Origin of the sequence: Mumia sp. Pv4-285, assembly GCF_041320275.1 — a bacterium.
GTDB classification, from domain to species: domain Bacteria; phylum Actinomycetota; class Actinomycetes; order Propionibacteriales; family Nocardioidaceae; genus Mumia; species Mumia qirimensis.
The window spans coordinates 1,130,836-1,149,668 of sequence record NZ_CP162023.1 but is presented as its reverse complement, the minus strand read 5'-3'; the positions used below and the strand labels follow the sequence as shown (position 1 = coordinate 1,149,668).

At 71.4% G+C, this 18,833-nt stretch carries 21 protein-coding genes and 1 tRNA gene; 9 read left to right on the top strand and 13 right to left on the bottom strand.

Translation table 11 applies throughout. The annotated features are described in order from the left end of the window. Position 1: 1 nt before the first annotated feature. The 4 genes from AB3M34_RS05535 to AB3M34_RS05520 are packed head-to-tail and all read left to right on the top strand — an operon-like array spanning position 2 to position 3,598. Positions 2-1,018 (top strand): ABC transporter ATP-binding protein, encoded by a 1,017-nt coding sequence (locus tag AB3M34_RS05535; RefSeq protein WP_370619948.1) that lies wholly within the window; start codon positions 2-4, stop codon positions 1,016-1,018. Beyond that, positions 1,005-2,060, top strand: coding sequence for an ABC transporter ATP-binding protein (locus AB3M34_RS05530; protein ID WP_370618088.1), 1,056 nt, complete (start codon positions 1,005-1,007; stop codon positions 2,058-2,060). Before AB3M34_RS05535 ends, AB3M34_RS05530 begins: the two co-directional genes overlap by 14 nt. After that, positions 2,044-2,793, top strand: a complete 750-nt coding sequence (locus tag AB3M34_RS05525) for a type 1 glutamine amidotransferase (RefSeq protein WP_370618087.1) — start codon at positions 2,044-2,046, stop codon at positions 2,791-2,793. Before AB3M34_RS05530 ends, AB3M34_RS05525 begins: the two co-directional genes overlap by 17 nt. A gap of 1 nt (position 2,794) precedes the next feature. Next, positions 2,795-3,598 (top strand): serine hydrolase, encoded by an 804-nt coding sequence (locus tag AB3M34_RS05520; protein ID WP_370618086.1) that lies wholly within the window; start codon positions 2,795-2,797, stop codon positions 3,596-3,598. Positions 3,599-3,601: 3 nt separating this feature from the next. On the opposite strand, the gene sigJ is transcribed toward AB3M34_RS05520, so the two are convergent. Further along, the gene (gene sigJ / locus AB3M34_RS05515) at positions 3,602-4,519 is read right to left on the bottom strand and encodes an RNA polymerase sigma factor SigJ (protein ID WP_370618085.1); all 918 of its coding nucleotides are present in this window, start codon (positions 4,517-4,519) and stop codon (positions 3,602-3,604) included. Between the two features lie 96 nt (positions 4,520-4,615). Between sigJ and AB3M34_RS05510 the strand changes: the two genes are divergently transcribed. Next, positions 4,616-5,962: an FAD-binding oxidoreductase gene (locus AB3M34_RS05510; protein WP_370618084.1), complete on the top strand. Its 1,347-nt coding sequence runs from the start codon at positions 4,616-4,618 to the stop codon at positions 5,960-5,962. 36 nt (positions 5,963-5,998) lie between these two features. Further along, entirely contained in the window at positions 5,999-6,472 is a 474-nt protein-coding gene (locus AB3M34_RS05505; protein WP_370618083.1) for a GNAT family N-acetyltransferase, read from the top strand. 14 nt (positions 6,473-6,486) lie between these two features. Here the strand turns inward: AB3M34_RS05505 and AB3M34_RS05500 are convergent. The 4 genes from AB3M34_RS05500 to AB3M34_RS05485 form a co-directional block, all read right to left on the bottom strand. Next, positions 6,487-6,560, bottom strand: a tRNA-Leu gene (locus AB3M34_RS05500). 60 nt (positions 6,561-6,620) lie between these two features. Next, the gene (locus AB3M34_RS05495) at positions 6,621-7,418 is read right to left on the bottom strand and encodes a hypothetical protein (RefSeq protein WP_370618082.1); all 798 of its coding nucleotides are present in this window, start codon (positions 7,416-7,418) and stop codon (positions 6,621-6,623) included. Beyond that, on the bottom strand, positions 7,411-8,220 hold the full coding sequence (locus AB3M34_RS05490) for a uracil-DNA glycosylase (RefSeq protein WP_370618081.1): 810 nt from the start codon (positions 8,218-8,220) through the stop codon (positions 7,411-7,413). The genes AB3M34_RS05495 and AB3M34_RS05490 overlap by 8 nt, the downstream gene beginning before the upstream one ends. A gap of 5 nt (positions 8,221-8,225) precedes the next feature. Continuing rightward, positions 8,226-8,579, bottom strand: a complete 354-nt coding sequence (locus AB3M34_RS05485; protein ID WP_370618080.1) for a winged helix-turn-helix transcriptional regulator — start codon at positions 8,577-8,579, stop codon at positions 8,226-8,228. Between the two features lie 129 nt (positions 8,580-8,708). On the opposite strand from AB3M34_RS05485, the gene AB3M34_RS05480 reads away from it, so the two are divergent. From AB3M34_RS05480 to AB3M34_RS05470, 3 genes are all read left to right on the top strand, one after another. Continuing rightward, a complete protein-coding gene (locus tag AB3M34_RS05480) occupies positions 8,709-9,353 on the top strand; it encodes an NAD(P)-dependent oxidoreductase (RefSeq protein WP_370618079.1) in 645 nt (214 codons plus the stop codon). 88 nt (positions 9,354-9,441) lie between these two features. Then, positions 9,442-11,685 carry a glycoside hydrolase domain-containing protein gene (locus AB3M34_RS05475; protein WP_370618078.1) on the top strand — a complete coding sequence of 748 codons (2,244 nt, stop codon included), beginning with the start codon at positions 9,442-9,444 and terminating at the stop codon, positions 11,683-11,685. After that, positions 11,682-12,980 carry a glycosyltransferase gene (locus AB3M34_RS05470; RefSeq protein WP_370618077.1) on the top strand — a complete coding sequence of 433 codons (1,299 nt, stop codon included), beginning with the start codon at positions 11,682-11,684 and terminating at the stop codon, positions 12,978-12,980. Before AB3M34_RS05475 ends, AB3M34_RS05470 begins: the two co-directional genes overlap by 4 nt. A 3-nt stretch (positions 12,981-12,983) precedes the next feature. Here the strand turns inward: AB3M34_RS05470 and AB3M34_RS05465 are convergent, their stop codons facing one another. From AB3M34_RS05465 to AB3M34_RS05430, 8 genes are all read right to left on the bottom strand, one after another. Beyond that, positions 12,984-13,382, bottom strand: a complete 399-nt coding sequence (locus AB3M34_RS05465) for a type II toxin-antitoxin system VapC family toxin (protein WP_370618076.1) — start codon at positions 13,380-13,382, stop codon at positions 12,984-12,986. Then, the gene (locus AB3M34_RS05460) at positions 13,379-13,648 is read right to left on the bottom strand and encodes a type II toxin-antitoxin system VapB family antitoxin (protein ID WP_370618075.1); all 270 of its coding nucleotides are present in this window, start codon (positions 13,646-13,648) and stop codon (positions 13,379-13,381) included. Before AB3M34_RS05460 ends, AB3M34_RS05465 begins: the two co-directional genes overlap by 4 nt. Before the next feature lie 48 nt (positions 13,649-13,696). Continuing rightward, a complete protein-coding gene (locus AB3M34_RS05455) occupies positions 13,697-14,614 on the bottom strand; it encodes an exopolyphosphatase (protein WP_370618074.1) in 918 nt (305 codons plus the stop codon). Next, positions 14,611-15,165, bottom strand: coding sequence for a DUF501 domain-containing protein (locus AB3M34_RS05450; RefSeq protein WP_370618073.1), 555 nt, complete (start codon positions 15,163-15,165; stop codon positions 14,611-14,613). Before AB3M34_RS05450 ends, AB3M34_RS05455 begins: the two co-directional genes overlap by 4 nt. Further along, on the bottom strand, positions 15,162-15,728 hold the full coding sequence (locus tag AB3M34_RS05445) for an FtsB family cell division protein (RefSeq protein ID WP_370618072.1): 567 nt from the start codon (positions 15,726-15,728) through the stop codon (positions 15,162-15,164). Before AB3M34_RS05445 ends, AB3M34_RS05450 begins: the two co-directional genes overlap by 4 nt. Before the next feature lie 4 nt (positions 15,729-15,732). Next, on the bottom strand, positions 15,733-17,010 hold the full coding sequence (gene eno, locus AB3M34_RS05440; RefSeq protein ID WP_370618071.1) for a phosphopyruvate hydratase: 1,278 nt from the start codon (positions 17,008-17,010) through the stop codon (positions 15,733-15,735). 174 nt (positions 17,011-17,184) lie between these two features. Further along, positions 17,185-18,129, bottom strand: a complete 945-nt coding sequence (locus tag AB3M34_RS05435; protein ID WP_370618070.1) for a MazG family protein — start codon at positions 18,127-18,129, stop codon at positions 17,185-17,187. Continuing rightward, a complete protein-coding gene (locus AB3M34_RS05430) occupies positions 18,126-18,797 on the bottom strand; it encodes a hypothetical protein (RefSeq protein WP_370618069.1) in 672 nt (223 codons plus the stop codon). Before AB3M34_RS05430 ends, AB3M34_RS05435 begins: the two co-directional genes overlap by 4 nt. Positions 18,798-18,833 lie beyond the last annotated feature (36 nt).

Sequence of the window (18,833 nt, the reverse complement as noted above, 5' to 3'; positions counted from 1 at the left end):
CTTGGATCCCACCCCGAGCGGCACCCCCGCTCCCCTCCTCCAGGTGGAGGACCTCGCGATCGAGTTCGCCACCCCGGACGGGGTCGTGCGTGCCGTCGACGGACTCTCGTACTCCGTGACCGCCGGTCGCACGCTCGCGATCGTCGGTGAGTCCGGGAGCGGCAAGAGCGTGAGCTCGCTCGCCGTGATGGGGCTGCTGCAGCAGCCCCCGGCGCGCATCGTCCGCGGCTCGATCACCTTCGGCGGCACCGACCTGCTCGCCCTCGGCCAGAAGGCTCACCGCGCGGTCTGCGGCGAGCACATCGCGATGGTCTTCCAGGACGCCCTCGCTGCGCTGAACCCGGTCCACACCGTCGGCTGGCAGCTCACCGAAGCCCTCCGCGCGCGGCACGGGTTGTCCCGACGCGACGCCACCAAGCGCGCGATCGAGCTCCTCGACCTGGTCCGGGTCCCGAACGCCAAGCAGCGCGTGAAGGAGTACCCGCACCAGTTCTCGGGCGGCATGCGCCAACGCGTGATGATCGCGATGGCCCTGTCGATGGACCCGGAGGTCCTCATCGCCGACGAGCCGACGACGGCGCTGGACGTCACGGTCCAGGCGCAGATCATGCGACTGCTCAGCGAGATCCAGGCAGAGCGCGAGATGGGGCTGATCCTCATCACCCACGACATGGGGGTCGTCGCGAACGTCGCCGACGACGTCACGGTCATGTACGCCGGCCGTGCTGTGGAGCAGGCCTCGGTCTTCGACGTGTACGCGGCGCCCGCCCATCCGTACACGCGCGCGCTGCTCGGGTCCATCCCACGCCTCGACCAGAAGGGTGGTGGGCTCGCGGTCATCCCCGGTCGACCGCCGGACCCGACCAACGTCCCCGCCGGGTGCGCGTTCCATCCGCGCTGCGTGTTCGCCGAGGACGTCTGCCGGAGCGACCCGCCGCCGCCCCAGGTCTCCCTGCCGTACGACCGCACGTCCGCCTGCCACTTCGCCGAGGAGGTGATGAACCATGACCGACCATGACGTCGTGCTCGAGGTCCGTGACCTCGCGAAGTTCTACCCGGTCCGCCGTGGTGTCGTCCTGAAGCGGCAGGTCGGCGAGGTCAAGGCGGTCGACGGGGTGTCCCTGTCGCTGCGCCGAGGCAAGACGCTCGGTCTCGTCGGGGAGTCCGGCTCGGGCAAGTCGACGCTCGCGAAGGTCCTCGTCGGCATCGAGAAGCCCACCCGGGGTCAGATCCTCGTCGACGGCCAGGACGTCTCGGACCTGGGCAGAGCCGACCGCCGCGAGCTGCGCCGCCACATCCAGATGGTCTTCCAGGACCCGTACACGTCGCTCAACCCACGCATGTCCGTCGGCGAGATCGTCGGTGAGGCGTACGCGATCCACCCGGACGCCGTACCCCCCGGCGGCAAGGAGAAGGCCGTCCGCGACCTCCTCGACCGGGTTGGGCTGAACCCGGACCACATCCACCGCTTCCCCCACCAGTTCTCGGGCGGGCAGCGCCAACGGATCGGTATCGCGCGAGCCCTCGCCGTCAGCCCCAAGATCCTGCTGTGCGACGAGCCGGTGTCCGCGCTCGACGTGTCGATCCAGGGCCAGGTCATCAACCTGCTCGAGGAGCTCCAGGACGACCTCGGGCTCTCGTACCTGTTCATCGCCCACGACCTCTCGGTGGTCCGCCACATCGCCGACGAGGTCGCCGTGATGTACCTCGGCCGGCTGGTCGAGAGCGGCACCGACGCCGAGGTGTACGAGGCGCCAGGTCACCCGTACACACGGGCGCTGATGTCGGCCGTCCCCGTGCCTGACCCGACGCTTCGCGACCAGCGGCGAGAGATCGTGCTCGAGGGCGACATGCCGTCGCCTGTCGACCCCCCGCAGGGGTGCCACTTCCACACGCGGTGCTGGTTGGCGCCGCTGCTGGAGTCGCGGGTCGACCCCTCGTCGTCGGAGCGGCGCCCGATCCCCGTCGTCTGTCGCACCGAGAGCCCGAAGCTCGCACCACAGGCATCTCCCGACCATCTCGCCGCCTGCCACTTCTCCGCCGATGTCACCGCGCACTGACGACGGCGCGACGACCCGCCCTGCGGTCCTCGTCGTCCAGAACTCCCCCACGAGCGGCCCGGGTCGCCTCGTCGGATGGCTGGAGGCCGCCGGACTCGACGGCCACGTCGTCTCAGGCGACGAGCTGCCTCGGTCGCTGGACGCGTACGACGGGATCGTCACGCTCGGTGGCGGGTTCATGCCCGACGCCGACGACCGTGCCCCCTGGTTGCCTCATGAGCGCGAGCTCACGGTCGAGGCGCTCAAGCGCGAGATGCCGCTGCTCGGCATCTGTCTCGGAGCACAGATGCTCGCACTGTGCGCGGGCGGCGACGTCACCGCCGACTCCGGCGAGACCGAGCGCGGCTCGTGCCCCGTCGACCTGCTGCCCGCTGCGGCGGAGGACCCGGTCTTCGGTGACCTCGTCGCGGACGTCTCGCTGCGGATGATCCAGAACCACCGCGACAGCGTCACGGCCCTGCCCCCGGGCGCGGATCTGCTCGCCACCAGTGATGCCTGCACCGTGCAGGCATTCCGGGTCGGCGTGTGCGCCTGGGGCCTGCAGTTCCACCCCGAGACCGGGCCTGACCGGCTGCGCACCTGGAACGAGGCGGAGCTCGCCACCGACGGGTTCGACCGTGCGGCGCTGGTCGCAGCAGCAGAGGACGACGCAGAGGTCAACGAGCGCCAGTCACGGGCGCTCGTCGAGGCCTTCGCGCGCGTCGTCCACGAAGCCACGAGAAAGGCAGGATGACATGTCGGTCAAGGCCACCTACAGCGACGGGACACCGGTCATCGCGTACCGGATCGCCACCGCGAGCGGAGACGTGCTCGCAGAACGGGGGGCCCGCGAGGTGTTCTATGCGGCGAGCACGATCAAGCTCGCGCCGCTCGTCGCTGCGGTGCGCCTCATCGAGTCGGGCGACCTGACGCTCGACACGCCCCTGATCAGCCGTGACACGTTCACCAGCCAGGTCCCTGACGCGCCCGAGTATCGTCTCGTGCCCGACGACGTCGACCACGGCATGGCGCCCGCAGGCGAGCCGATGCCGCTCGGCGACGTGCTCGAGCGGATGATCATCGTCTCCTCGAACGAGGCGACCAACATGGTCATCGAGCGCGTCGGCCTCGACGCCATCGCGACGGTGCTGTCCGACGCCGGAGCACACGACAGCCGGATGCACCGTCAGTACGGCGACCAAGCGGCCGCCGACGCGTACGGCGCGAGCAACCTCGTCACCGCCGCGGACCTCACCGCGCTGATGGCTGCCATCGTCTCGGGGCAGCTCGCCGGGCCCGAGAGCACCCGGTTCATGACCGACCTGCTCGCCCGCCAGACCGACCCGCTGATCGCGGCCGAGATGCCGGACGGCGTCGTGTGGGGCAGCAAGTCAGGGTCGGTGGACGCCATCCGCCACGACGTCGCATTCCTCGGTGCGCCGGGCGCCGGCTCGGTGGTGATGGCGGTGTGCACCCGTGGCTATCCCGACGAGGACGCCAACGAGGCGGTCCGAGCGCTCGGCGCGATGGCGATCGCCCTCACCGGCGTCGCCCGCTGACCTTCAGCCGCGCCAGGGTCGCAGCTTGTCGGGGTTGCGCACGATCCAGACGTCGCTGACCCTGCCGCGGACCACGTGAAGCGCGAGGACCGACACGATCTCACCGTCGAGGCGCACCACCAGCCCGGGCTCTCCGTTCACGACCCGCCCCTCGATCTCCAGGCCCCGCGCGCGGTCGCGCACCCCGAGGAAGAACGCCGCAGCATCGGCGTCGCCGACGACCGGGTGCAGGGCGGCGGCCACCTTGCCGCCGCCGTCCGCGACGACGGTCGCGGCCGGGTCGAGCACGGCAAGAAGAGCCGCCAGGTTGCCGGTCTCCCACGCCGCCCGGAAGGCCGAGACCACGTCGGCGTCGTTCCGCTGGCGGACGCCCCCGACCTGCGCGGTGCGCACGCGTCGGCGCGCCGACGTCGCGAGCTGGCGGCACGCGGCCGGGCTGCGCTCGAGCACCTCGCCGACCTCGGCGAAGGTGAACGCGAACACGTCGTGCAGCACGAATGCGACCCGCTCGGCCGGTGTCATCGTGTCGAGCACGACGAGCATCGCCATGCCGACCGACTCGTCGAGGGTCACGCGGTCGGCCGGGTCGCTGGAGGACGCTGCCGCGGCCTGGCTGGACCAGCGTCCGTCCTCGGGAAGCGGCTCGGGCAGCCACTCTCCGACGTACTGCTCGCGGCGGACACGCGCCGAGCCGAGGACGTCGAGGCAGATGCGGCTCGCCACCCGGACGAGCCACGCGGTGGGGCGCTCGATCTCCTCGCGCTGGGCGTCGGACAGGGCGAACCAGCGCGCGTAGGTCTCCTGCACGACGTCCTCGGCCTCGACCGCCGAACCCAGCATGCGATAGCTCACGTCCATCAGGGAGCGTCGCTGACGTGACTCTCCGGCCGTCGTCTCGTCGCGGTCGAGCACCAGTTCCATGAGTCCGATACTGCCCTGAACCACCGACAGACCTCACATCCGTGCACGCTGCGTCGTCGTAAGGGTAAGAGACCAGAAATCGACCGAGGAGCACCGATGACCGACTACTCCGCACTGCGCCGCCTCCTGACCGGGACGCTGACGACGCGCGACGAGGGCGACCACACCGCAGGAGCGACGGCGTTCAACCTCTCCATCCAGCACGACCCCGACGTCGTGGTCCACGCGGCCACCGAGGAGGACGTGGTGGAGACCGTCCGCTTCGCTCGCGCGGAAGGACTCGCGCTCCACCTGCACTCGACCGGCCACGGCGCCCACGCTCCGTACGCGTCCGGCATCGTGCTGGCGCTCGGCGACCTCTCGTCCGTGGTGGTCGACCCCCAGGCGAGGACCGCGACGGTCGGCGGGGGCACCCGCTGGGCCGACGTCGTGACCGCCGCAGCCGAGCACGGCCTCGCTCCCGTCAGCGGGTCTTCGACCAACGTCGGCGTCGTCGGCTTCCTCGTCGGTGGAGGCATCGGGCCGCTCGCACGCAGTCACGGCTTCGGCTCCGACCACGTCATCGCCGCCCGCGTGGTGACCGGGCACGGCGCCGTGGTCGAGGCGTCGGAGGACGGCGACGCCGATCTGCTCTGGGCGCTGCGCGGCGGCAAGACCGGCCTGGGCGTGGTCACGCAGATCACCGTCGCGCTCGCCGAGGTGCCGTCGCTCTACGCCGGGACGCTCTTCTTCGACCTCGAGGAGAGCACCGACCCGTACACGCGCTGGCTCGACTGGACGACCACCGCGCCCGCTGACGTCACGACCAGCGGCATGATCATCCGCTTACCCGACCTGCCCTTCATCCCCGACCCGATGCGGGGCAAGCACCTCCTCGCGCTCCACGTCGCCTACCCCGGCGCGGTCGACGACGCCGAACGGATCACCAAGCCGCTGCGCGAGCTCGGCACGGTCTATCTCGACGACCTCGGTCCGCTCCCGCTCGCCGAGGTCGCCCGGATCACCAACGACCCGACGGAGCCAGGACCGTCGTTCCTGCGTGGCGCCTTCCTCACCCACGTCAACCGCGACCTCGCCGACGCCGTGCTCGGACTCGCCGGTCCGGGCACGACCCTGCCGATCATGGGTCTGGAGGTCCGGCACGTCGGCGGCGCGATGAAGGCCGGGTCGCCGCAGCAGTCCGCGGTCGGCTTCCGGGACCTCGACTACACCCTCACGATGCTCGGTGTCCCCGACCCGGCGCTCTTCGCCGACGTGCTGCCCGGCGCGTTCGCGCAGGTCGAGGAGGCGATCGCGCCGTGGCGCTCGCCGCACCTCTCGCCCAACTGGATGAGCGACCCGTACGACCCCGACCAGGTCGCGCGGACCTGGCCCGCGGACGTGCTCGACCGGCTCGACGCCGTACGCCGTGCTCACGACCCGGACGGCCTGTTCGCGCGCTGAGGCGGGCTAAGGCGATGCGACACTAGTCTGGCGTCCATGGCACCAGAGACCTACGAACCGCGCCTCGCGACACCGGAGGACGCCGAGGAGATCGCCGGGCTGCTGCACGACTTCAACATCGAGTACGAGTGGCCCTCACCGGGAGCCGACGTGCTCGCCCCTCGGCTACGTACCCTTCTCGGCGGGCCGGAGACGTTCGCGATCGTCGCCGGCTCGCCGATGCGGGCCGTGGCACTCGTGACGCTGCGTCCCAACGTCTGGGTCGAGGGCAGCGTGGCGCTGCTCGACGAGCTCTACGTGATCCCGCCCTTGCGCAGCCAGGGCATCGGGTCGGGAGTGATCGAGCTGCTGCTCGCCCACGCGCGCGACCACGCGATCGACCTGATCGAGATCAACGTCGACGAGGGCGACGTCGACACGCAGCGCTTCTACCAGCGGCACGGGTTCACGATGATCGAGGCCGAGACCGGCGAACGCGCCTTCTACCTCCACCAGGAGATCGCCCGCTGAGGCACGCGTTCGAGTGCTCCCGGCGGGATTCGAACCCGCACTGCGACGGGTTTAAGCCGTCTGCCTCTGCCGGTTGGGCTACAGGAGCGTGCGCCCATTCTGACGCACGCCCGCGAGTGGCTCGCGAACGCGCGCGAGTGGCTCGCGGTCAGGCGGTGGCGGTCGTGCCGGTGATCTCGTACGCACGGACCGATCGGCGCTCGAGGTTGTCGCGCACGAGGACGAGGGAGACCTTCCACATCCGTGCGTGCTGGGCGCCGACCGCGTCGACGACGGCGTCCCAGTGCTCGTCGAGCCGGCGGCCCACGTCGCGCAGGCGGTCGCGCTCGTCGGAGACCACCTCGCGTACGGCGTCGACGACGAGACCCTCGCTCTCCCACCGCGCGATCGAGGCGCTCAGCGGCGCGGGGTCGGTGTAGACGATCTCGGCGCGTCCCGCGCCCTCGTCGCCGCCGTGCGCGAGGACCGTGTCAGCGAGCGCGGGCGGCAGCTCCGCACGCATCTGGCCGGTGACGTCCAGATAGCCGGTGACCGCGTCGACCGGTTCCGACGGCCCTCGCGGCGCGGGACCGACGGCGCCGAGCTGGACGGTGAGGCGCAGCACCTCCCGACGGTCGGCCGGCTCCAGCGCACGCTTGGCGGAGGCGTGCTCGACGTAGTCGCGCATCAGGCGGACAGCCGTCTCGAGGTCGCCGTCGATGGTGAGCTCACCGGCGATGTACGCGCGGGCGATGCCCTCCTGCCCGGGGGACCACATCAGGCGGCGGACCGTACGCCGTGACTCGATGCGAGCCTCGATCGCGACCTCACCTGACTCGGGCTCCACGCGCGAGCCGTCCCACGCGGTCAACGTGACCGGCGGCGCCTCGCCGTACACCTGCACGAGAAGGTCGACCAATCGGCCGGCAACTCCGGTGGCGTGCGTCTGGGTGATCTCCTCAGTCATCGCTGACCTCCTTCGCGCGGGTCATGACGGCGTCGAGCATGGGCTCGGTCAACCGTCCTGTGAACGTGTTCTGCTGGCTGGGGTGGAAACAGCCCAGGAGCTGGACCGTACCGCCCTCAGGTTTCGGGAGTGTGGCCTCGACCGCGTGTCCGAACTTCGGCCGCGGCCGTGGGACCACGGCACCCGACGCCGCCATCGTCCGCAGCGTCGCGTCCCAACCGTAGGAGCCGAGAGCGACGATCACGCGAACGGAGGGCAGCACCTGACGGAACTCCTCCTCCAGCCAGGGTGCACAGGTGTCGCGTTCATCCGTGGTCGGTTTGTTCGCAGGCGGCGCGCAGCGGACTGCCGCGACCATGCGACCGCCGATCAGCCGCTGGCCGTCGCCGGCGTGCATGCTCGTCTCCTGCGCGGCGAGCCCGACACGGTGCATCGACGCGAACAACCAGTCGCCCGACCGGTCCCCGGTGAAGATGCGTCCGGTGCGGTTGCCGCCGTGCGCGGCCGGCGCGAGACCGACCACGAGGAGCTTCGGCGCCGGGTCGCCCCAGCCCGGGATCGGTCGCCCCCAGTACGGCTCGTCGGCGAACGCACGACGCTTGATGACCGCCACGTCCTCCCGCCACTCGACCAGCCGGGGACACGCGCGGCACACGCTCACGCGCGCCTCGAGCTCGAGCAGCGCGCCGGCTCCGGCGGCGAGCTCCCGCACCTCGGCCGCGTCCTGCGCCACCGGCGTGCGAGGAGTCGCGGGATCGTCCGGCCATCCCGTGCCCGGCGTGACGGGTGAGGTGAACTGCATGGACGTCAGTGGGCCACCGCCCCTTCGCGCGCGAGCGCGTCGTCGGCGGCGTCGAGGATCTCGTCCCAGTGCGCGTCTGCCCACGCGCACATCGCGTCCAGCGGGACGAGCAAGCTGCGACCGAGGTCGGTGAGGGCGTACTCGACGCGCCGCCCCGGGAGCTCTGTGCGGGCGACGAGCCGCTCGCGCTCGAGCGTCCGAAGCGACGACGTCAAGACCTTCGCCGTGATCCCCCGCAGCGGGACCCGCAGCTCGCCGAAGCGACGGGGACCGTCGGCGAGGCACCGCACGATCAGGGCGCCCCACTTGTCGCCCACCCGCACCGGCGACAGCGACGACGGGCAGACGGGATCGAACATGTCCGGATCGAGTGGCGCAAGCACATGTCCAGCCTAGTCGCGGCCCGTGACGGTTTCCGAACCGAAACCAGCCTCCGGGCTAGCGTCCACCCGCCGGCAGATCGTCGGTGAGAGCACAGGAGGTTCGGCATGGGGAAGATCATGATCGTCGGGGCCGGAGGGCGCGCCGGACGCGCCGCCACCACCGAGGCCGTACGCCGCGGACACGCGGTGACCGCCGTCGTACGCGACCCGGCACGGTACACCGATCTCAGCGGTGAGAGCGTCACGCTCGCGGCGGGAGACGTCACGGACGCGGACGCGCTCGCCGCACTCGCGGTGGGTCACGACGCGGTGATCGCCACCGTGTACGACCTGTCCGCGACGGATCCGCGCGCGTGGTTCGTCGCCGCCTCGCGGGCCCTGGTGTCGGGACTGGAACATGCCGGAGTCCGGCGGCTGGTGTGGGTCGGTCTCGCCTCGCTGCTGCCGACCACCGACGGGACGGCGTTGATGGACACCGACGCCTACCCGAACGAGCACCGCGCCTTCTACCTGGCCCACGCCGCGGCGACCGAGGGGTTCGCGGCGGCCGCGGAGCGCCTCGACTGGGTTGCCCTGTCGCCCTCCGGCGACTTCGACCACGGCGGCACCTCGACGGGCGGGTACGCCGTGGCGCCCGCCGACGCGGACAGCCGCATCACGTACGACGACTTCGCGCTCGCACTGCTCGACGAGGTCGATGCCCCCCGTACCTCTCGGATGCACGTCGGGGTCGAGCGCCGGGTGTCGTAGCGCGTGAAGCCAACCTTCACCGGCCCGAAACCCTCTCGACACGTGGCGCCCGTAGCGTCCACGCCACGCAGCCACGAGGGGAGGTCCGATGGTCGTCGACCCCTTCATCGGCACGTCCGCGACGGACCTGCCGACCTCGACCGGCCTGGCAGCCACCTGGTGGTCGCCGAAGCCGCAGGTCGGCAACACGCACCCCGGTGCCTGCCACCCCCTCGGGATGGTCTCGGCGTGCGCCTACTCGGGCGCCTACCCGACCGGCTACGGGCGCTACGACCTGAGCACGGAGGGCGTGCCGACGGCGATCTTCGACGACCAGGTGGCCTCCGGGTTCACCCACTTCCAGCAGTCGGGGACCGGCGCGATCCGCAAGTACTACAACTACTTCCGCGTCACCCCGATGCTCGAGCCGCTCGATGCGCTCGGTCGCACCTGGGGCCTGTACGAGGAGGAGGCCGGACCCGGTTGGTACGCCGCGACGCTCGACTCCGGGGTCCACTGCGAGGTCACCGTCGGGCCCAAGAGCGCGGTCCACCGCTACACCTTCCCGGCACACCACGACGCCCGGCTCGTCGTCGACCTCTCGCTCGGCGGCCTCGCCATCCCGTACGGCGCCACCGTGCCCCTGCGGTCGCACCTCGAGTCCGTCGCACCCGGCGTCGCCCGCGGCGAGATCGTCGTCGAGGGCGCGCCGCTCGCCGTGCACCTCGAGAGCGACGCAGAGCGCTGGCGGCAGATGCTCTGGTACGACCGGCGGCTGATGGCCGGCGGCAGCCGCCTCGACTTCAGCGACATCCGGACGACGACGTTGCGCCCCTTCGGTGTGATGTGGGCCGGCCCGACGACCGCGGGTCAGGTCGTCGAGCTGCGCCTCGGCTTCTCACTGCGGGGGACGGACCAGGCGCGTGACAACCTGCACGCCGACTGCGGCCCGTCCCGGACCAGCTTCGCCGTACGCCGGAAGGACACGGCGCGTGCGTGGGACGAGCACCTCGGTCTGATCGAGATCGACTGCCCCGACGCGGACCGCCGCACAGTCTTCGAGACCGCGCTCTACCACTCGCTCGTCAAGCCCTGCCTGGCCCCGAACGAGAGCCCGTTCTGGCCGACCGACGGCCCGTTCGCCTTCGACATCAGCACGATGTGGGACATCTACCGCACGCAGCTGCCGTTGCTGACCGCGCTGGTGCCCGAACGCGCCGCCGAGCTCGCCAACGCCCTCCTGCACGTGTGCGAGGAGGAGGGCAACCTCCCGATCGGCTACCGCATGGCGCGCGGAGCCGACGTGTTCTCCCGCCAGGCCAGCGCGCTCGCGCAGACGTTCCTCGCCGACCTGTGCGCCCTCGGGATCGGTGGGATCGACTGGGACTGGGCCCTCGTGCACATGCACAACGACCTGCGGCGGGCGTACGGCGAGGACTACCTCCTCCGCGGCGTCGCGCACCCGATCAGCCACACGCTCGACCTGGCGTTCGGCTACTGGTGCACCCAGCAGGTCGCGCAGCACGTCGGTGACAAGGCGCTGGTCACCGAGCTGGAGCCGTACGCGGCCGGCTGGACGAGCGCCTTCGACCCCGAGACGGGCCTGCTGCTCGACTCGACGTACTACGAGGGCGGGCGGTGGAACTACTCCTTCCGGCTCGTGCACGACATGGCGGCACGGATCGCGCTGGCCGGAGGGGCGGAGACGTTCGTCGCCATCCTCGACCGCTTCTTCGGGTACGGCGCCGCCGCGGTGCAGCAGCCCGGCTCGCGTCCCGGTGCGGAGGAGATGGCCGTCGGCTACGCCCTGGACCGCTTCGAAGGACTCAACAACGAGCCGGACATGGAGGCGCCCTGGGCGTACCACTACGCCGGGCGTCCGGACCGGACCGCCGAGATCGTGCACGCGGCGGTCCACCAGCGGTTCGGCACCGGTCCAGGCGGGCTGCCGGGCAACGACGACTCCGGCGGACTGAGCTCCTGGTACGTCTGGGCGTCCCTCGGGCTGTTCCCGGTCGCGGGCCAGAACGTCTTCCTCGTGAACGCGCCGTCGTTCTCCGCCGCCACCCTCAATCTCCCCTCGGGGCGGCTCGAGATCGAGACGACAGGCTTCGTCCAGCCGGGCCCGGACACTCCCCCGCAGTACGTCCAGGCCGCCTGGCTCGACGGCAGACCGCTCGCCCGCACGTGGCTCGACGGCGCCGAGCTGCACCGCGGAGGACGCCTGCTCCTCGAGCTCGGCCCCGTACCCAGCTCGTGGGGACGCGATCCCGCGTCCTTCCCCCCGTCCTTTCCCGCCGGCACCCGCCGCGCGGACGTCCTCGCCGTCTCTCCACCGAACGGGGTGTCATGATCATGCAGCCGCCGAACCGTCTCGTCATCGTCGTCCGCGCAGATCCGGTGATCTGCGGGCACTCCGGGGAAGCGCGCAACCTCGCGGAGGCTGCGCTGTCTCGCGGTTTCACCGACGTCCGCATCGTCACGTGGCCGGTCGACCGCCTCGAGGAGGCCGGGCTCCCGCTCAAGCCGCTGGACTCGGTCCTCCCGTACTCGCCCGGGATCACCGTCGAGCGGCCCGAGCCCGTCGGGGACTACAAGGTCCCTGACGGCCGCTTCCTGGCGGGGATCACCGGGCGGCTCGTGGAGCTGTTCACCGACGGCGTCCCGACCGTCGCGCTCTCGCTGTACCTCAGCCCGCACACGACGGCCGTGACCGACGCCGTACGCATCGCACGTACGACGGGCCTGCCCGTCGACGTCACCACGGTCGCGGAGGCGGTCGGCTCGGACGTCACGAACGTCGTACGGTCCTGCATCGAGGCGGACCGCTTCGGTGCCGCCGCTCACGTGCTCTCGACCTACCTGAGCAACGACGTGTGCCTCGCCGTCTCCGAGTACACCCGCGACCTCGTTGTCGCGTGCGCCGAGGACGTCGACGCCCGCCACGGCACGCGGTACGCGGAGCAGTGCCGCACCCGGATCGGCATCTCGTACCCCGCTGTCGACACCCGCGCCTACACCGACCTGGAGCCCGGCGCCGTCGACGCCGCGCTGGCAGCACGGGGCCTGGAGCGCGACGGCTACGTGTTCTTCCTGTCGCGGCTCGCGGCCGCCAAGGGCGTCGACGACCTCATCGACGGGTACGCCCGTAGTGCCGCCGCAGGCAGGGTGCGGCTGGTCGTCGCGGGACGCGGGCCCGAGGCGGCTGAGCTGCGGGCGTACGCCGCCGCCTCCCCGGTCGCCGACCGGATCACCTTTCTCGACGACGTGGACGACGTCGAGAAGCCCCTGCTGATGGCGGGGTGCGCGGCGTTCGTCCTGCCGAGCAAGCCGCGCCCCGAGTTCGTCGAGACCTTCGGCATCGCCCTCGTCGAGAAGATGCTCGCCGGCGGCGGACCGATCGTGACGACGCAGACCGGTGGCATCGGTGAGGCCGTCGGAGACCACGCGACGATCGTCGGCGTCGAGGACCCGGACGGCATCGCCGCTGCGATCGACCACGCCGTCCTGCACACCAGTCCCGACGACCGGGCCCGGCAGGCCGAAGCCGCACGGGGGTACGCGCTCCAGTTCGATCGGACCGACGTGCTGGACGGGATCCTGCGTCAGCTGTGGGCGGTGCGGGTCCCGGAGGCGATCGGCGCCTGAGGCCTACGGAGCGAGCGCGGGCTCGATGTCGGTATGGCGGAAGTCGTCGCCGACGAAGAGCAGGGGCTTGGCGGCATCGGTGGCCAGCGCGTAGGCGAAGCAGTCGCCGAGGTTCAGGCGAGCTGCGTGTCCGCTGCCCCGGCCGAAGTCACGGTAGGCGTCGCGGGCGATGACCGCCTGCGCCGGCGTGAACGGCACGACCGCGATGCCGTACGCGTCGAGCAGTCGGTCGAGCCTGCGACGCTGCTGGGGAGTCGACCGGCGATCGACGACGGCGTACAGCTCGACGAGAGTGGCCGCAGACATCGTCGGCTCGATGGCTGAGAGAAGCGCGCTGGACAGGGCCTCAGCGCCGGGTTCGTCGAGCAGGATCGCCACGATCGCCGACGTGTCCACGATCACTGCGGCAGGCCCTGCTCGTCGTACAGCGTCTCGTCTGCCCGGCGCATCGCCTCGCGGTCGTCGTCGGTCAGATCTCGGCGGAACTCGACGAGGAGCCTGTCCACCCGCATCGCATCAACCGATCGGCGCGCGGGCACGCTCGACTCAAGCTCGGCGAGCCGACGGCGTACGGCGTCGTCGACTGCTGCTGTCTGGCTCGTGCCGGACAGCTCCGCGAGTCGGCGGACGAGCGCATGGGTGCGCTCGTTCTTGATGTTGAGACTCATGGAAGGAGTCTACCTTCTACCAGAGACGGTCCGCCCATGGTAGAAGCCTCACGCCAGCGACCAGGCGATGCCGTCGAGGATGTCGTGCTCGGAGATGACGAGGACCTCGGGCGTCGTCCGTGCCAGCAGCCGCGCGACGATCAGGGCGCCGCCTCCGATGACGTCCGCGCGCCCCGGGTGCATGAACGGCCACGAGCGCCGTTCCTCCACCGACGCGGCGATGATCGCCTCGCACGCGGCGATCACGTCGGCGACAGCCAGGTGCGCGTGGTGGATGCGAAAGGAGTCGTACTGCTCGAGCCCGAGGACGTACGCGGCCACCGTCGTGATCGTGCCGGCGACGCCGACGACCGTGCGCGCCGCACCGACGTCGACCTGCGCCCGGTCGAGCGCCGCGTCGACGTCCGTGACGCACGCCGCGATCTCGGCCGCGGTCGGCGGGTCGCTGCGCAGGTGGCGTTCGGTCATCCGGACCGAGCCGATGTCGAGCGACTGCTCGGCTTCCGCGCGGCCGTCGCGACCGAGGATCAGCTCCGTCGAGCCACCACCGAGGTCGACGACGAGCACGGGCTGATCGACGTCCGGGAGATCACGCGCCGCACCGGCGTACGACAGCGCGGCCTCCTCGGACCCGCTCACGACGTCGGGGCGTACGCCGAGCCTCTCCTGGACGCCTGCCGCGAACTCCGCGGCGTTGTCCGCGTCACGGGTGGCCGACGTCGCGACGAACCGCATGTGCTCCGCCCCCGCCTCCGCGATGACGCCCGCGTAGTCCTCGCACGCCGCGAACGTGCGGGAGAGAGCACGTTCGTCGAGGTGCCCTGTGCGGTCGACGCCGTAGCCGAGCCGGACGATCTCCATCCGGCGTACGAGGTCGTCCGCCGTGCCGGCCTCCGCGTCGAGATCGGTGACGAGCAGCCGGATCGAGTTTGTGCCGCAGTCGATCGCGGCCACCCTCCGGGTCACTGCCCGCCTGCCCCGCGTGCGGCCTGCGCGGCGACGTACTGCTCCGGCGGCGCGCCCGGTCCGTCGCAGGTGCTGCCCGTCCACCAGTCACCGAGCAGCACGACGGCCTCGTCGCCGAGCGGGTTCACGCCGGGCCCGGTGGCGAGCGCGTGCCCGACGAGCACGTGGAGGCACTTCACGCGGGTCGGCATCCCGCCGGCGGAGACGCCGTCGATCTCGGGGACGTCGGCGATCGCCCGGCGCGTCGCCAGGTAGTCGTCGTGCGCACGCGCGTACGCCGCGGCGAGCTCGGTGTCCTCGCCGAGGCGTTCGCTCATCTCGCGCATCAGGCCGGAGCCCTCGAGCGTGCCGATCATGCCGTTGAGGCGGGTGCACGTGACGTAGTAGAGCGTCGGGAACGGCGTGCCGTCCGGCAGGCGCGGCTCCGTCTTGACGACGTTGGGGTGACCCGACGGGCAGCGGCTGGCGATCGAGACGACCCCGCGGGCAGGACGGCCGAGCTGCTCCTGGATCGCGTCGAGATCGGCCTGGGTCGGGGGTACGTCGGTCACTGGTCCTCGTCCTGCTGCTGGGGTTTCACGACCTCGTCGCTGGGCTTCGGGGTCGTCTTCTGCGGCACTCCGCCCGCGGTCTCGACGGACGTCCACAACGACGCGTACCACTCGGGTGCGGCAACCTCCGCCGGAGACGCGTCGGGAAGCTCCGGGCCCTTGCCGACGGCGTTGCCGTCCGCGTCGATGACGGTGAAGCCGATCTCCCCCGGCTTGACCCAGCCGAAGCGGGACCGCGCCAGTGCCTCGATGTACTCGGGATCGTCGAACCGCGTCTTCTGCGCCTCGAGGTCTTCGATGGCGGCACTCGACTCCGCGATCTGCGCCCTCGCCGTCGCCAGCGCGTCGCGCTGCTGGAGGAAGGCCTTCAGGCTCGAGGCGTACGAGATGGCGAGCACCAGGAGGACGAGCAGGAGCACCGCCATGCGGCGCGTGACGCGAGGAGCGCCGTACGTGGTGACGACCTCCTCGGAGGCCGCCGGCGTCGCGGCTCGCCCGCGTCTCGCGGTGCCCGGCCGCGCGGCCGGGCGCCTCGTGACGGGACGACGCGACGTCGGCGGCACCGCGTCAGGCCTTCAGCCGCGGGAAGGAGGCACGACCCGCGTACTTCCCGGCGTCGTCGAGCAGCTCCTCGATCCGCAGGAGCTGGTTGTACTTGGCGACCCGCTCGGAGCGTGCCGGAGCACCGGTCTTGATCTGGCCGCAGTTCGTCGCGACCGCGAGGTCGGCGATCGTCGTGTCCTCGGTCTCGCCCGAGCGGTGGCTCATCATGCAACGGAACCCGCTGCGGTGTGCCAGGTCGACGGCCTCGAGCGTCTCGGTGAGCGTGCCGATCTGGTTCACCTTGACGAGCAGCGCGTTGGCGGCGGACTCGTCGATGCCGCGCTGCAGCCGCTCGGTGTTGGTGACGAAGAGGTCGTCACCCACCAGCTGGACCTTGTCGCCGAGCTCGCTCGTGATCTGCGTCCAACCCTCCCAGTCGTCCTCGTCGAGCGGGTCCTCGATGGACACGATCGGGTACGACGCGACGAGGTCCGCGTAGTACGCCGTCATCTCGGCGGCCGACTTCGGGGCCCCCTCGAAACGGTAGGAGCCGTCGCTGTAGAACTCCGACGCGGCGACGTCGAGCGCCAGCGCGACGTCGGTGCCGAGCTTGAGCCCGGTCGTCTCGACCGCCTTCGCGATGAGGTCGAGCGCCGCACGGTTGGAGCTGAGGTTCGGGGCGAAGCCGCCCTCGTCGCCGAGGCCGGTCGCGAGGCCGTCGGACTTGAGCACCGACTTCAGCGCGTGGTAGACCTCGACGCCCTGGCGCAGCGCCTCGGCGAAGCTGTCGGCACCGATCGGCGCGATCATGAACTCCTGGACGTCGACGTCGGTGTCCGCGTGGGCGCCGCCGTTGAGGATGTTCATCATCGGGACGGGCAGGACGTGGGCGTTCGAGCCGCCGACGTACTGGAACAGCGGGAGGCCCGCGGAGTCCGCAGCCGCGCGAGCGACGGCCAGCGAGACGCCGAGGATCGCGTTGGCGCCGAACTGCGCCTTGTTGGGCGTGCCGTCGAGGCGGACGAGCGTCTGGTCGATGTAGCGCTGCTCGTCGGCGTCGAGGCCGACGATCTCGGGCCGGATCGCCTCGTTGACGGCGTCGACGGCCTTCTGGACGCCCTTGCCGCCGTAGCGGTCGCCGCCGTCTCGGAGCTCCACCGCCTCGAACTTGCCGGTCGATGCACCCGACGGGACGTCAGCCCGACCGATGGTGCCGTCGTCGAGAGCAACCTCGACCTCGACCGTGGGGTTGCCGCGCGAGTCGAGGATCTCTCGAGCTCCGACAGCTTCGATGCTTGCCACTACGGACTCCTCATGAGGGATGGTCTGTGTCGTCCTCATCCTATGATCACGACGCGCTCGCACCGTCCGCGTCCGTCCCTGGCGCGCCGCAGCCCCTCGCGCCGGTCGAGGCGCGAAGCGATCGCTGGTCGAGGCGCGAAGCGATCGCTGGTCGAGGCGCGAAGCGATCGAGACCTACTCAGCCGCGGGCACCAGTGCGTTGACCGTACGGCGCAAGGCTGCCTCGGCGTCCTCGCCTGCCGCACGCGCCTCGAGCACGAGAGCGAGGAGGCGCTCGCCGAGCGTGGACCCTTCGGGCGCGGCGAGCGCACCGTCACGCTGGAGGCGACCCACCACCTTGTCGGCGTACGCGAGGGCCGGGAGCGTCGGCGGCACACCGTCGAGGACGGAGCTGCGCTGCTTCTCGGTCGCCTTGAGCCGCTGCCACGCGGCGTCGACCTCTTCGGGGGTGGCGGCGTCACCGTCGGCGAAGACGTGCGGGTTGCGGCGTACGAGCTTCTCGACGATGCCTGCGGCCACGTCGTCGATGTCCCATCCGTCACCGGCCGCCGACGCATGAGCAGGTCGGGCGGCGACCGCGGCGTGGAAGACCACCTGCATCAGCAGGTCACCGAGCTCCTCGCGGAGCTCGTCGGTGTCACCGCGGTCGAGGGCGTCGAGCACCTCGTAGGACTCCTCGAGAAGGTACTGCTGGAGCGAGGCGTGCGTCTGCTCGCGGGTCCACGGACACTCGGCGCGCAGCTGGTCCATCACGGCGACGAGATCGAGGAGGCGTGCCCCCGGGAGGTCGTACGACCCGAAGACGACCTCGACGGCAGCGGACGGGTCGCTGTCGGCAGCGTCGGAGACGGCGTCGGCGGACGCGACCAACGTGTCGGCGAGGCGGCGTGCCCACACGAGGTCACCGGTAGGCGCGATCCAGAGGGTCTCACCGTCGTCGGACGGCTGGACGGGAGGCGACGGCACGACGTCGACGGCGAACCCGGCCTGTCGGACGGCTTCGACGGTGGGGTCGTCGGCGTCGGGGGCGAAGATCCGGTCGGCCTCGCGGACGGCGTCCCAGGCCGCCAGGGTCATCAGGCCCGGAGCGACCCGGGGGCTGGTGACGAGGATCCTCACTCGCTCGACTCTACGCCGTGGCACTGCTGGTTCGAGGGGAGCGTCGACGGGTCGACCTCGGCCAGCTGCTCGCTCGACGCCGACAGGCTGAGCGAGGGGTCGGGCTGCCCGGTGCCGTCGAGGCCGAAGCGGGGGTCGACGCTCGGATCCAGGCGGTTCAGCTCCTCGGCGACCGCAGCCGAACCGAGTTGCGTGAGCTGCTCGGTGTTCTCCGGGGTCACCGGCTCACCGGCCTGCCGGCCGCCGATGGCTGCTCGCAGCGCCAGGCTCTGGTAGTCGCGCTCCAGGAGCTCCTTGGCCGTCTCGAGCTCGTCGCCGTCGAACATCTCCTTGAGCTGTTCCTGCTGAGCGAGCGGGAGCTCCCACTGAGCCTCGGGAACCTCGATGCCCTCCTTCGCGGCGAGCGCCACGGCACCCTCGAGCTGGAGCTCCTGCGACACGATCACCTGGCGCACGGCGCCCTGACCGGGCACGGGGGAACCCTGTGCCGTCGCCGACGTCGCGAGGAACGTGCAACCGGCGTCGGCGAGCTCGTCCAGCTCCGTCATCGAGAGCCGCGAGTCACCGACGACGACGGCGTCACCCGGCTGGACGGTGCCGCAGCCTGCGAGGACGAGCGACGCGGCAGCGGCGGCGAGGAGCGGACGGAGCGGCAGGCGGCGGAGCATGGGGATCCTCTCGTACGACGGGCTTCGCGTGATGCG

Bases quoted from the DNA above. Each gene is read 5' to 3' on its own strand.
- AB3M34_RS05480 (WP_370618079.1), top strand. From the start codon at position 8,709: ATGGGGAAGATCATGATCGTCGGGGCCGGAGGGCGCGCCGGACGCGCC.
- sigJ (WP_370618085.1), bottom strand. From the start codon at position 4,519: ATGGAACTGGTGCTCGACCGCGACGAGACGACGGCCGGAGAGTCACGT.
- AB3M34_RS05520 (WP_370618086.1), top strand. From the start codon at position 2,795: ATGTCGGTCAAGGCCACCTACAGCGACGGGACACCGGTCATCGCGTAC.
- AB3M34_RS05470 (WP_370618077.1), top strand. From the start codon at position 11,682: ATGATCATGCAGCCGCCGAACCGTCTCGTCATCGTCGTCCGCGCAGAT.
- AB3M34_RS05490 (WP_370618081.1), bottom strand. From the start codon at position 8,220: ATGCAGTTCACCTCACCCGTCACGCCGGGCACGGGATGGCCGGACGAT.
- AB3M34_RS05530 (WP_370618088.1), top strand. From the start codon at position 1,005: ATGACCGACCATGACGTCGTGCTCGAGGTCCGTGACCTCGCGAAGTTC.
- AB3M34_RS05505 (WP_370618083.1), top strand. From the start codon at position 5,999: ATGGCACCAGAGACCTACGAACCGCGCCTCGCGACACCGGAGGACGCC.
- AB3M34_RS05510 (WP_370618084.1), top strand. From the start codon at position 4,616: ATGACCGACTACTCCGCACTGCGCCGCCTCCTGACCGGGACGCTGACG.
- AB3M34_RS05475 (WP_370618078.1), top strand. From the start codon at position 9,442: ATGGTCGTCGACCCCTTCATCGGCACGTCCGCGACGGACCTGCCGACC.
- AB3M34_RS05460 (WP_370618075.1), bottom strand. From the start codon at position 13,648: ATGAGTCTCAACATCAAGAACGAGCGCACCCATGCGCTCGTCCGCCGA.
- AB3M34_RS05525 (WP_370618087.1), top strand. From the start codon at position 2,044: ATGTCACCGCGCACTGACGACGGCGCGACGACCCGCCCTGCGGTCCTC.
- AB3M34_RS05495 (WP_370618082.1), bottom strand. From the start codon at position 7,418: ATGACTGAGGAGATCACCCAGACGCACGCCACCGGAGTTGCCGGCCGA.
- AB3M34_RS05485 (WP_370618080.1), bottom strand. From the start codon at position 8,579: ATGTTCGATCCCGTCTGCCCGTCGTCGCTGTCGCCGGTGCGGGTGGGC.
- AB3M34_RS05430 (WP_370618069.1), bottom strand. From the start codon at position 18,797: ATGCTCCGCCGCCTGCCGCTCCGTCCGCTCCTCGCCGCCGCTGCCGCG.